Genomic DNA, 12803 nt, shown 5'->3' with positions numbered 1-12803 from the left:
TAATTATCTTAAGTCCGCTTAAATAGCGGACTTTCACACAAAATGATACCTTTTGTTTTTTTACAGGATTGCATATCAGAAACCTATCTTGATAGAATTACATTACCGATTAACTTTTAAACTTAGAGAAGGAGGCTAATTATGCTTTTGTGTGATCTTATTGAATACTCACACTTCTTTGGTAATCGCCACAGCTCAGGCTCTCACAGTATTTTACTGCGTTAACCTGCCTGAGCGACGTTAACTATTACCTCTCCTCAGCTTACAGGGTTATCGCTTGATATTACCCAAGGCGTTGTTACGCCTAAAAATGAGTAAGCTATGAGCACATTATTATCTACACAAAATCTGTCTTTCCATAATAATCACGGTTTATTATTAAACGATATTTCTTTAGCACTGATTAAAGGCGAGAAGATTGGTTTAATTGGTTATAACGGTTGTGGAAAAAGTACTTTATTAAAATTACTTTCACATCAATTATCACCAAGTTCAGGTGCTATTTCCGTCGCTAATCAAACGGTTATGGCATATATAGAACAGCACTTACCCGCTGAATTACAGTCAATGACTTTAATGGATGCTGTACTTCATAAATTATCAGAAGAATACAGATTATCTGAAGGTTGGCGAGCTGAGTTATTGCTGAGTGAAATGGGATTTAAACTTCACGAAAAAGATCTACTCGTTTCGCAATTAAGTGGTGGTCAACATACTCGTTTATTATTAGCGAGAGCGTTAATTATTGAGCCTGATTTATTATTACTTGATGAACCAAGTAACCACCTCGATTTACCCACTATTTTATGGTTGGAAACATTTTTAAAGCAGTGGCGTGGTAGCTTCATTTTGGTTTCACATGATAATACGTTATTAGACAACGTGACGAATTGTACATGGATCATTCGTGATAAATCGCTATCTATCTTTCGATTACCCTGCTCTCAAGCTCGAGTTGCACAAGAAGAGCAAGATATTAGTGCGCAACACCGTCATGATGCGCAACAAAAAGAGATAGATAGAATAGCCCAAAGTGCGAAGCAACTCGCAATATGGGGGCACGTTTATGATAACGAAAATTTATCTCGTAAAGCCAAACAGATGGAAAAACATATTGTTCGTTTAAAAGATGAACAAACTGAAGTAACGGTTGGAAATCAATGGGTACTGCAGTTTTCTGGAACGGCATTACGAGCTGATAGGCTCTGCGAATTAAATCAACTTGCTGTTATTCCTGCCGAAAATGCCCCTATTTTATATACTGTTGAAAATCAGCGTATAAAAAGTGGTGATCGAGTAGCAATAATTGGTGCCAATGGAACAGGCAAATCATCATTATTAAAGATGATTTGGTCATTAAGCTTAGCTGAAATAAGTGAACAAAATGCAATAAAGCTACACCCCCGAGTTGAATTGGGTTATTACGATCAAAAAATTGCGCAATTAATTGACAATGATACCCTTTCTGATGCATTAAAACCTTTTGCACCATTAACGGATGAACAGAGAAAAATGGCACTTATTAGTGCTGGTTTTGTTTATACGCGCCATGGGCAGAAAGTGAGTACTTTGAGCGGTGGTGAACGAGCTCGTTTATTATTTGTTGGTCTGAGTTTAGCGAACTATTCTTTATTAATGTTGGATGAGCCTACAAACCATATTGATATGGAAGGTAAAAAGGCATTAGCTGAGCAAATTAGTCAATTTCCTGGTGGTGTTTTATTAGTTAGCCATGATAGGGAGTTGATTGAAAATAGCTGTAATCGCTTTTGGTATATTCATAACGGTGTTTTAACAGAACATCATGATATTGAAGCCATTTATCAGCTTATTTCAGAAGAAGAAATGCCTGAAACTTTGCTAATGGATAAGCTCAATAACTTGCAGGATATCTCATCATCTTCATTAGTTTCACATCATGATGATGATGCAAAACTTTTTAAGTTAATTGAGCTAGAAGAGAAGTTAGAGGCTGATTTGGCGCGTAAAACTAACCATCAAAAACCTGCTTTGCAGGCGCAATGGAAATTAGAAATTAACCAGCTAAAGAAACTACTTAAGTTAATTTAAGATAGATAAGATTTTGTTTAAGCAAAAGGATCACAATGTGATCCTTTTTTATTTGTTCTTATTTTACCAACTGATACTCAATCAGATATAAAGATTGCGTTGACGGGTAAATATCTTTGATAAGTGCTTTCAGAACTGGAAGTGTCATACCTTCCTGCTGTGCATGATACTCATTGATATCATCATAATGTAAAGGCGACACCGCTATGATTTTCAATTTTCCATAATGAGTACGATGTTCATTAGCAAATAATTCAACAATGCTTCCCGGTTTGTAATCACTTTCACTTTCATCTCGGATAGTAATCACTTTTTTTTCTTCAAGAATGGAAGGAATTAAACGTTCAAAAAAAGTAATTTCTGTTGGTACTACCGACATAATATTGACTCATAAATTTATTAATAACTTGCTGATTATCTTATCATGCAATAACTACTTTTTATTCTTTTTTGTCCGTTGATGAGTTATTTAATGCCTCCGTCTGAAGCAACTTAGCCTTACGCTCAATCCCCCAACGATAGCCAGATAATTCACCATTTTGTCGAATAACACGATGGCATGGAATAGCAACTGCTAGCTTATTAGCTGCACAGGCATTAGCAACTGCTCGATATGCTTTGGGTGATCCAATTTTGTCTGCTATTTCTTGGTAAGTCATTGTGCTACCAAAAGGAATATCTAATAATGCCTGCCAAACTTTTTGTTGAAATACGGTACCTTGGATATCAAGAGGTAAAGATAGAGGTTGTTTAGGTAATTCAATAAAACCGATAACTTGTGCTATGACTTGCTCAAATTCTTCATTGGCACCAATTAATTCAGCTAGAGGAAATTGTTTTTGCAAGTCTTCTAATAACAGCTCGGCATTATCACCTAACATAATGGCACAAATCCCCTTTTCACTTTGCGCCACAAGAATGCTTCCCAAAGAGCACTGAGCGATAGCAAAGAAAATAGCAATATTCTTACCACCTGTACGCCAATTTGTTGGTGTCATTCCTAATATTGCTGTTGCATTTTCATAGAAACGGCTATTGGCATTGAATCCTGATTGATAAATCGCATCTGTAATACTGCCATTTTGAACTAACGCTTTTTTTATTAATTTTTGGCGGTAAGCATTAGCATAATCTTTTGGCGTGATCCCCATTATTGATTTAAATAAGCGATGAAAATGATACGGGCTTGCCATCACATGCTCTGCAATACAGGTAAGCGACACATCACCATTATTTTTTTCAATAAAACGGCAAGCTTGCTCAATAAGTTGATTATATTTATTTTCCATTATGGTAGCCCTTTAAATGCAGAATTATGGCTATTATCGGCAGACATAATTAACAAAGAACTCCGTTTATTGCTTAATTACTCTGTCTCTTTAGATAATGCCCATAGATAAAGCGACGCAGTAGAACCATAGGGTGAATAGCGTTTTCGGTAACGTTCAAAGCGTGCTTTATCTAATGTTTTATGACGATAAAGACGCATGATCCCGCGTTGAATAGCCAAATCCCCCCAACTTAAAATATCTGGTCGATTAAGTGAGGAAATTAATAGCATTTCGGCAGTCCAAACCCCAATACCTTTTAATTGAATTAAAGTATCAATAACCTCTTTATCTGTCATGTTAGGGATTTGATTTAAATATAATTTTTCTGAAATAACGGCGTCAGCAATCCCGATAATATAACCAGCTTTACGCATTGTCATGCCACACTGTTGTATCTCTTGCTCTGATAATTTTGCAATACGTTCTGGTGTATAAATACCTTCACATAATTTGAGCAACCGCTGATTAACAGTTGTGGCAGCAGAAACCGAAATTTGTTGTTCAATAATGTTTTTAACTAATGCTGTAAATAGATCAGGCGTTAATGGACGTTTGATTTCGCCCATTCTTTCGATGAGTTCAGCTAAGCGCTTATCGCGTTTTTTTAATGTGTTTATCTCTGTTTCGCCATACTGAAAGTACATAAGTTAACTTAATTTAAATAGAATATTTATGTCAGTATAACGTGAAAACAAGTGTATCACGCACTCCATTTCTTGCTTTTTCTGAACTTCATACCTTTTATCATGGGTAACAAAGGTCAAAGAACTTAATAAACTTTTTAGAAAAAATTAGTCAATTAAAAATATCATCACATTTAAAAATTATAATTTTAAATTTAATATTAAAAGTTATAAAAATATAAAAACACCAAGTTTAAATTACCACCTATACTTTATTTGATTTTTTGAATTTTTACTTAGGTCAATTCTTAGTTACTCTGTAATTACATGATTTAATATGAAAAATTATACACTCGATTCACAAAACAAAGCTGACGCGCTGGCAGTAATGAAGAAAGCAATGAGCTTTACTATTCCTGCCGCGTTAAGAGTTGCAGTCAAATTAAATATCGCGGATTTATTAAAAAATGGCTCTAAAAGTATTAATGAATTAGCAGAAAAAACAAATTCGTCACCATCTGCATTAAATAGAATATTAAGAATGTTAGCTTCTGAGAAAATATTTTATGAATTAAAAAATCAAAGTTATTCACTTACTCCTATGGGCACTTTTTTATTAAGTGATCATGAATATAGTTTACGTGATGCCATTTTAATGCTGACAAATGAGACGCTGTGGAGGCCTGTCGGTGATATCACTGAATCCGTGCAAGGTAATCCAGCCTTTGAAAATCTTTATGGCATAAGCTTTTATCAATACTGGCAAGATAATGTAAGAAAAGATCATGATTTTCAATCTGGTATGAGCTCTCTTTCAAAGATAGAAAATTATTTTATTATCAAACATTATGAATTTCCTGAAAATGTAACAATCACAGATATTGCTGGTGGATTAGGCGGATTGTTATTAAATGTATTAAAAGAAAATCCGACTTTAAAGGGACAATTATTTGATAGACCTCATGTGTTGGAAAGAACGTTGTTGACTGAATTAAATGATGACAGCCGCTGGAGTTTAATATCAGGAGATTTATTTGGAGAGTATCCCGAATCTGATATTTATTTAATAAAGTATATTATTCATGATTGGGATGATGAAAGTGTTATTAAAATTTTTAAAAATTTCCGCAACGCAATGAAACCTAATTCAAAAATACTTATTATTGAACCGGTTATTTTTAAAAAGAATGTACCTGATATGGCTAAATATATGGATCTTCTCTGTATGTGTGCTTTTCCTGAATCAGGTGAGCGTACAGAGGCAGAGTTTATTACGTTACTCGAACAAGCGGATTTAAAAATTAATAAAGTGATTAAAACAGAAACTTATAACTCAATATTAGAAATTGTTATTAAATAATCTATTGGGATAGAGATTGTCATTTATTTGTCGCAAAAAAAGCCACTTTCAAAAGTGGCTTTTTAATTTAGATAAAGATTATGCAGTTAATGCCAGTTTGGCGCCAAAAAGTAAGAACACTGCACCAATACAACTATTTGATAATGAAGCTAATCGTTTGTTATGTTTTACTTTATTAGTAATAGCAACACCGCCAAAAATAAGAACTGATAAATAAAGCATACTGCATATCTCTAAAATCACACCTAATACAAAGAATGGAATGCCTGCATTTTCATATTTAGGATCGATAAACTGAATAAAGAAAGAAACATAAAAAATGATCATTTTTGGGTTAAGCATACTCAAAAATAACGCCTTAACATAAAGACCATCTTTTGCTTTTACTGTTACTTCAGCTACTTGCTCTGGTGTCTCTTTTTTCTTTTGGAACGTTGCATATAACGTTTTCAACCCTAAATAGGTTAAATAAAGAGCACCAGCATATTTAATGACAATAAAGAAGACGGGTGAAGTCTTGACTAATGAAGCAACCCCCAAAAATGCCAAAAAGATTAATAATGCATCACCCGTAAAAACACCAAGAGCGGCTTTATACCCCCCTTTTACGCCATGCTTCGCACTGGAAGTAAGGACGAAAATCGAGTTTGGACCTGGTATTAAAGTAATAAAAATAACGCCTAAAAGGTATGTCCAAATATTTGAAATACCGATACTTTCTAACATACGACGCCTTTTTTTTAAAAAATAACATGCTGAATATATGAGCTATCATATCCATAATAAATTCTTTGTAAAACAATAATCTTTATATAAGCATAAGATAAGTTAATTACTCTGCTTTTATATGCAAAAGGCAGCTTGTAAGTCTTTTTTTGTGTTCGATTTTAGATTAAAAAACCAGTTTGAATGTGCGTTATAGTATGATGCTGAAATTAAATTTTCTACGGATTTAACGTCTGATAAAAATCGTGGTCGATAGAATTATAAACTGCATTGTCGCTTAAATTTGGACGTAATATCCTATTGTTTATTTTGTGTTATGGTTCATTATTCTTTTTGTGATCTTGAACGATATGTCACTTTTAAAATTAAAACAGTCTCATTCATTAATTTTATGAAAAATAAGTATTTTTATTAGTATTTAATGAATTAATTAGCACGAAAAGTGAGAGGATAAAGAAGATTATATTTACTAAAACCATTATTCTATCTTGTTTTTTATTTTTAGCATAAGAAACACCCTACTCCTGATTACAGTTTAAGAGAATAAAATGGGCTTAAATACCTCATCGTTACCTCAAGAATCTCAACAGAAAATTATTATTGTTGGTGCTGGTATTGTTGGTGTCATGCAAGCTTGGTATCTTGCAAAAATGAGTAACATGCAGATTATCTTATTAGATAAAGCAAATGCTGGGCTCGGAGCAACAAGTGCCTCATTTGCTTGGTTAAATGTCTCTTACGGGCGTCCCGATGCTTATCAACAATTACGAGCAAAGGCTATTCATTGCTGGCGAGAGCTGGATAAAAAGACACTAGGAAAACTAAATATTGATTGGTCTGGCGCTATAAGCTGGATGTCATCTGATAAAGAAACTGCTCAATTTATTCAATCACATAATCAAGCGGGTTTTAATGTTCAAGCATTGAATAAAGAACAATTACTTCATAAAGTACCTCAATTATCTCAACCGCCTGAATTAGCTGCATTCGCGAGTGATGAAGGTGCTGTAGATCCACTTCACGTCATTAAAGTGTTATTACAACAAGCTCAAGCAATGGGTGTGAAATACTACGCGAACACGGAAGTTACTCACTTATTAGAAGATGGGGATCGCATTATCGGCGTAGAAACAATGCAAGCTAAAATGCATGCTGACCATGTTATTTTAACTGCGGGTGTTGGCACTTTAGCGTTGTTATCAGAAAAAGGTATTGATTTACCTTTATATTCATCGCCAAGTATTTTACTCAAATTAATGACGGATGCAGAACGCCCTTTTTTACCTTGCATCATCTCCACACCAGAGATGGAGTTACGTCACTTTGCTCAAAATGAGATTATTGCAGCTGAAGATTACATTGATAATAGTGATGAACATCACCCTGAGCGTATTGCATGTCATGCACAAGCGACTTTTTATGATAATTTTACACAAACAGGTAAACTAACAATAAAACAGGTCGCTGTTGGTGAAAGACCTATGCCTAAAGATGAAATGCCAATTATTGGAGAAATATCTCCTTATCAGGGATTATATCTTGTTACTATGCACGCTGCCGTGACATTGTCACCTTTGTTATGTGAATTAGTTGCACAAGAACTTATTTACGAAAAAGCGGAACCTCTATTAACGCCTTATCGCGTATCACGATTCAGCTAGAGAACCATTATGGATGCACAACTGTATAAAGAATTTAAAATAGTAGAAAAAGCCTTTTGGTCAGAAATTTGTGAAAATAATATTCGTATTGGTGATCATACTCACTGCTTTATGACTCCAATGGATGCGGCCATTTTTAACTTTATTTATTTACGCCAAGGCGCAACAGAAAACTCATTCCAGCAAGCCAGTACCCTTTTTACTTCGCAGAAAAAAGATCATATTTTGGTATTACCAGAATCATTATTACCTGAATTTGAAGGGATAATAAAAAATGAAGGTTATACTGGTGATGGTATGACAACCGCAATGTATTTAACATTATCAGAAGCAGTATTCCCTTCTTATAAAAATAATCCTTGCGATATTATTTTAACCAATCACAACCTTGAACAGTGGGCTCATCCATTAAAAACGGCATTCCCAGTGGGAGATGATAGTGATGATACGATTGTTAATGAGTATATTCGTTATCACCAGAAAGCGTTAGATAATGGCGCTGCTATCTTCCATTACGCGTTATTAGTTGATGGTCAGCCAGTTTCTTCATTAACGTTAACAATTCATGATAAATTAGCGCGTTTTGATGATATTGGGACAGATATTGCCTATCAAGGCAATGGTTATGCAACACATTTAATTAAACATGTTTTAGAGTTTTGCCGCGAACAAGGCGTTGAACGTTGCTTCTTAGATGCATCAGCCGATGGTTTAGCGCTATACCGTAAATTTGGTTTTAAATCGCTCTTTAACTACCTCAGCTTTATTAAAGAATAAAAGCAGCTATATGAATAGGCTCAATCATGTTTGTTGAGCCTATTTTTTATATTAATAAAGGCTAAGCCTTTTCTCAGCATCTTGTTTATCTTTATCGCTAATTTGTCTTAACACACGACAAGGATTGCCAACAGCAACACAATTAGCGGGAATAGATTTTGTTACTACACTGCCCGCACCAATAACGCAGTTATCACCAATAATTACACCAGGTAAAATAATACATCCTGCGCCTAGCCATACCGAATTACCGATAGTAATAGGTAATGCATATTCAAGTTCACTACTGCGTATTTCAGGATCAATCGGATGAGTTGCAGTTAAAATGCTAACATTAGGCGCACACATCACATTGTGTCCAATTTTTACAGATGCACAATCTAATATCGTTAAATTAAAATTAGCGTAAAACGCTTCGCCAATTTCAATTAACTGGCCATAGTCACAATGAAATGGTGGCTCAATAGTGAAATTATTGCCCGTTTTTCCTAAAAGCTGTTTTAAATATGCCTTTCTCTTTTCAACGTCAGAAGGACGCGTCATATTAAAATCATAAATAATTTCACGCGCTTTTACTCTAAGTGGCTCTAAACTTTTATCTTTACTGGCATGATAAAGATTGCCTGATACCATTTTTTCGTATTCTGTCATTGTAATACTCCGAAATTGCAATAAAACAGTCTAGGTAAACATCAATATCTATTTCCTTATTCTAGCGTTTATTAACTTAAATTAACGGTGCTTTTTAAGTCCATTAAGTGCTGCTTGATGAAATTGAGCATTTAAATTAGCGGTTAAGCTTTGTGAAATAGCGGTCATTTCAGGTCCTGCTAAAGTAGGTGAACCTGTGCCAAAAGGAGGACGGGGATCATATTCAATTGCTAATTCAACTAATTGAGCAAAAGGTGTGCCTAACAGTTGTTCTAATACTAATAATGAAGCGTCGAATGAACCGGTTGCTGGCCCTGAGGTATAAATATTGCCATCAATAACAACCTCACTTCCCTCTACTGCTATCGCTCCCATATCAGGTAACATCGGAACAACATTAGAATTACTGGTCGCTTTCTTACCTTTTAATAATCCAGCAGCCCCCAAAACTAAAGAGCCATAACATGTACCAATGACATAACGAGTTTTATTACCCATTTTGGCGAAGAACGCCAATGTCTGTTCATCTTCAACAATCTCTGGTGGCACCATTCCAACCACTAATACATCTAGATCTTCAGGGCATTCTTCAAAAGTCATAGTTGGCATTGTTGGCCAGCCAATATAGCCTTCAACTAATTCTTTATTTTTCCATATAAAATAGATTTCTGCGCTTGCAATAGTAAATACTGATTGAGCACCATTAATATCCATAGGCATAAAGCCAGGGCAAACAAAGATACCGACTTTAAGAGGTTTGGCTTGTTGCTTACGCCCTTCTTCAACAAGCTTAATGATTGAAGGCATATTCTTTCCATATAGCATTTCATTATGACTCATTTTATTTTCCTATTTTGTACTGGTTAGTAAAATAATGACATTTGTTTTATACTGAGTAAATACATTTCTTACTAAATGGTACAAAATGAAAAAGAAAGGTCGCCCTCGCCGTTATGATAGTGATGCTGCACTCGAAAAAATAATGGCGTTATTTTGGCGTAAAGGATTTACAGCAACATCAATGGATGACTTAGTCATTGAAACGCAAATGAATAAGCCTAGCCTTTATGCTGCATTTGGCAATAAAGCGGCATTGTATGAAAAAGCGATTGAGCGATTTAATCATATTGCTTCCTCGCGTTATCGCCATGAACTTGAGAAACAATCAGCTCAAGATAAAATGACAGAAAGAGTAAAGCGCTATTTAATTTCGGCTATCCACTTTTATACTGATAGTGAAGGATTAACAGGTTGCATGGTGCTTTCAACAGCGGTGACTGAAGTTGAAGATCCGACAATAAGAATGATGTTAAATCAAGTCATTAACGCGCAAACTCAGCAAGTTGAAGATGCCTTACAAGAAGCGTTAGAGGCAGGTGAATTAAAAGAAGGAACGGATGTTCACGCCATTGCATTGGGTGTAGTTGCCCTTTTACATTCAATTTCTTTGAGAGCAAGAGCAGGAGCCTCTGTTAATGAGTTACTGCCATTTACTGATATTTCACAAACTTTATTAATACCTTATTTATCAGATAATAATTAAAGTAAAGGCTGTTAATACAGCCATTTTTATTAAGAATAAATGCCATTAAAAAGCAGTGAGCCACCAGCAAAAATCAACATAGCATCTAACAGCCATTGAAAAATTTTTGGTGTCAGTTTTAAGACCAGTTTTTTACCAAGATAATTTCCTACAGTTAAACCACAGCCCACTAATGCACCGCTAATTAAGATAAAGCTATTAACCGCACCTAGTTGGCTAAAAGTTAAGGCTTTAGTGAGATAAATAACAAATGACGCGGCAGCCTCTGTCGCAAGTAATGGTCCTAATGTTAGACCATATGCAGAAAATATAGGAATAGTTAATGGTCCTGTGGAAAATACAACGCCTGTTAAATAGCCGATAACTGCGCCAGCAATAATAACTTGGTAAGTTTTCATTTTGATTTGATGTTTGCGTAATAAGTGGATCACGGGGATCATCAATATAAAAAACATTCCCATACCAATATTTAGCCATTTCTCTGGCATTACCCATAATGTATTAGCGCCAAGAACGACGGCAGGAATACCCGGTAATAGGTAATAAAATAGTGGTTTAAAGCGAATGCTGTGACGCCATAAATAAATACGTGATAAATTTCCCATCACTGAAGCTAACGCCATAATAGGTACAGCTTCTTTAGCACCAAAAACATAGGTCAACGCTGGGATTAATAAAATAGAAGAGCCGGTTCCTACAACGCCACTGATCACACCAGAAAATACTGCCAATAAAATAACTGCGATAAAACTCATTATCATCCTTTAAGTTCAATAAGTTAAAGACGTTGTATCATACCTGCCTTCTTTATTTTTACCTGTGATAAAATGTCACGGTATTGTGAGTTTTAATCAGAAAGCCCGTTTTATTTATGATGCGTAAACTATAGTGAGAAAATTATGATGAGAAATCTTCCTCCATTGCCTTCATTACGTGCTTTCTTAGTCGCTTGTCATAGCCAAAGTTATACCGAAGCCGCACAAACATTATGTGTCACTCATGGTGCAATTAGTCGTCATATTCAAGTTATAGAAAAATGGTTTGGCGTCACTTTATTTAACAAACAAGGTTTACGTCGAGTACCCACCCCCTATGCATTGACGTTGGCGCAAGAATTAAGTGAAGTTTTTGATAAATTAAATGATATTGGTTTTCGGTATGGTAATGGCGGAAAAAACGATATTTTAAATATTAGTGTTCCTACAACACTTTGTTTAAAATGGCTTATTCCACGAATGGAGGATTTTTATCTTCAATATCCTAATGCAAATATCCAAATTGCCTCAGCAAATAGCGAGCGGTTTCATTTGATTAGTCATGATGATCTGATTATTCGCCCTCAACCTCAGCAACAAGAGTATTCATCTGTTGCTTTTTTAGAGGATAAACATTGTTTAATTGCTTCTGAAAAATTCTTAAAACGTTACAGTGTCACTAGATTTGAAAGTGTTTTTGATTGCCCAGTTATTGATACACTTACTCGTCCTGGACATTGGCAACAATGGTTAAACGCAACTCATCTCAATACACAGCGATCATTCTCTCGTCACTATCGCTTTGATCACTTTCATATTTCTCTACAAGCTATTATTGAAGGATTAGGCCTTGGTATTGGCCCTGTTTCGATTTTATCGAATGAAATAAATAGCGGTACTTTAAAAGTGTTATTTCCAGATATCCAAATTGCACCGATGAGTTACTACGCTTTAACGCCATTAGGTGTACAAAAAACCAAAACACATCTTGATTTTGAACAATGGCTCACTCAGTATAAAAGTTAATTCTGCTAATGAAATAAGTGATTATTTTTCATAAAAATAGCGATATTAGCCCTCTTAATTACACTTTTTAAAACTAATTGTTAGTCGTTTTATTAAAAATATCTAATGCTAACCTTCTTTTTGTGAATAGGTGAAAACGCTAATCGTGCTGTTTTTATAATTCACGATCTTTCTCTACCTCACTCATTAAATTTATTTAAATTCAATATATTAAAATCAATAAATAAGTATATCAACCTATATAAATTATTTTGATTTTAAATAATCTGTTATAAACACT

13 protein-coding genes are annotated in these 12803 nt (G+C 34.7%); 6 read left to right on the top strand and 7 right to left on the bottom strand.

Annotation, left to right across the window (positions count from 1 at the left end):
- The first annotated feature begins 321 nt into the window (after nt 1-321).
- The gene (locus GTK47_RS12685; RefSeq protein ID WP_165123672.1) at nt 322-2070 is read left to right on the top strand and encodes an ABC-F family ATP-binding cassette domain-containing protein; all 1749 of its coding nucleotides are present in this window, start codon (nt 322-324) and stop codon (nt 2068-2070) included.
- Nucleotides 2071-2128: 58 nt separating this feature from the next.
- Here GTK47_RS12685 and yqfB read toward each other — a convergent pair whose 3' ends face one another.
- From yqfB to GTK47_RS12670, 3 genes are all read right to left on the bottom strand, one after another.
- Nucleotides 2129-2449: a N(4)-acetylcytidine aminohydrolase gene (gene yqfB / locus GTK47_RS12680; protein WP_165123670.1), complete on the bottom strand. Its 321-nt coding sequence runs from the start codon at nt 2447-2449 to the stop codon at nt 2129-2131.
- Nucleotides 2450-2510: 61 nt separating this feature from the next.
- Nucleotides 2511-3359 carry a bifunctional DNA-binding transcriptional regulator/O6-methylguanine-DNA methyltransferase Ada gene (gene ada, locus GTK47_RS12675; RefSeq protein WP_165123668.1) on the bottom strand — a complete coding sequence of 283 codons (849 nt, stop codon included), beginning with the start codon at nt 3357-3359 and terminating at the stop codon, nt 2511-2513.
- Between the two features lie 77 nt (nt 3360-3436).
- A complete protein-coding gene (locus GTK47_RS12670) occupies nt 3437-4045 on the bottom strand; it encodes a DNA-3-methyladenine glycosylase (protein ID WP_165123666.1) in 609 nt (202 codons plus the stop codon).
- Nucleotides 4046-4361: 316 nt separating this feature from the next.
- On the opposite strand from GTK47_RS12670, the gene GTK47_RS12665 reads away from it, so the two are divergent.
- On the top strand, nt 4362-5384 hold the full coding sequence (locus GTK47_RS12665) for an ArsR family transcriptional regulator (protein ID WP_241256020.1): 1023 nt from the start codon (nt 4362-4364) through the stop codon (nt 5382-5384).
- 78 nt (nt 5385-5462) lie between these two features.
- On the opposite strand, the gene leuE is transcribed toward GTK47_RS12665, so the two are convergent.
- Nucleotides 5463-6110: a leucine efflux protein LeuE gene (gene leuE, locus GTK47_RS12660; protein WP_165123664.1), complete on the bottom strand. Its 648-nt coding sequence runs from the start codon at nt 6108-6110 to the stop codon at nt 5463-5465.
- A 548-nt stretch (nt 6111-6658) separates the two neighbouring features.
- Between leuE and GTK47_RS12655 the strand changes: the two genes are divergently transcribed.
- Nucleotides 6659-7771, top strand: coding sequence for an FAD-dependent oxidoreductase (locus GTK47_RS12655; protein WP_165123662.1), 1113 nt, complete (start codon nt 6659-6661; stop codon nt 7769-7771).
- Between the two features lie 9 nt (nt 7772-7780).
- A complete protein-coding gene (locus GTK47_RS12650; RefSeq protein ID WP_165123660.1) occupies nt 7781-8548 on the top strand; it encodes a GNAT family N-acetyltransferase in 768 nt (255 codons plus the stop codon).
- A gap of 51 nt (nt 8549-8599) precedes the next feature.
- Here GTK47_RS12650 and GTK47_RS12645 read toward each other — a convergent pair whose 3' ends face one another.
- Both GTK47_RS12645 and GTK47_RS12640 read right to left on the bottom strand, forming a co-directional pair.
- Nucleotides 8600-9199 (bottom strand): sugar O-acetyltransferase, encoded by a 600-nt coding sequence (locus tag GTK47_RS12645; RefSeq protein WP_165123658.1) that lies wholly within the window; start codon nt 9197-9199, stop codon nt 8600-8602.
- A gap of 81 nt (nt 9200-9280) precedes the next feature.
- Nucleotides 9281-10039: a DJ-1/PfpI family protein gene (locus tag GTK47_RS12640; RefSeq protein WP_165123656.1), complete on the bottom strand. Its 759-nt coding sequence runs from the start codon at nt 10037-10039 to the stop codon at nt 9281-9283.
- A gap of 85 nt (nt 10040-10124) precedes the next feature.
- Here GTK47_RS12640 and GTK47_RS12635 point away from each other — a divergent pair, with 85 nt between their 5' ends.
- A complete protein-coding gene (locus GTK47_RS12635; protein WP_165123654.1) occupies nt 10125-10742 on the top strand; it encodes a TetR/AcrR family transcriptional regulator in 618 nt (205 codons plus the stop codon).
- 29 nt (nt 10743-10771) lie between these two features.
- Here GTK47_RS12635 and GTK47_RS12630 read toward each other — a convergent pair whose 3' ends face one another.
- Complete coding sequence (locus GTK47_RS12630; protein WP_165123652.1) at nt 10772-11497, bottom strand: sulfite exporter TauE/SafE family protein; 726 nt, start codon at nt 11495-11497, stop codon at nt 10772-10774.
- Between the two features lie 144 nt (nt 11498-11641).
- Between GTK47_RS12630 and GTK47_RS12625 the strand changes: the two genes are divergently transcribed.
- The gene (locus tag GTK47_RS12625; protein ID WP_241256019.1) at nt 11642-12523 is read left to right on the top strand and encodes a LysR substrate-binding domain-containing protein; all 882 of its coding nucleotides are present in this window, start codon (nt 11642-11644) and stop codon (nt 12521-12523) included.
- The last annotated feature ends 280 nt before the right edge of the window (nt 12524-12803 follow it).

Origin of the sequence: Proteus sp. ZN5, from assembly GCF_011046025.1 — a bacterium.
In the GTDB taxonomy this organism is placed as follows: domain Bacteria; phylum Pseudomonadota; class Gammaproteobacteria; order Enterobacterales; family Enterobacteriaceae; genus Proteus.
Note: the sequence above shows the minus strand (reverse complement) of the source record. Positions and strands in the feature narration are given on the sequence as shown.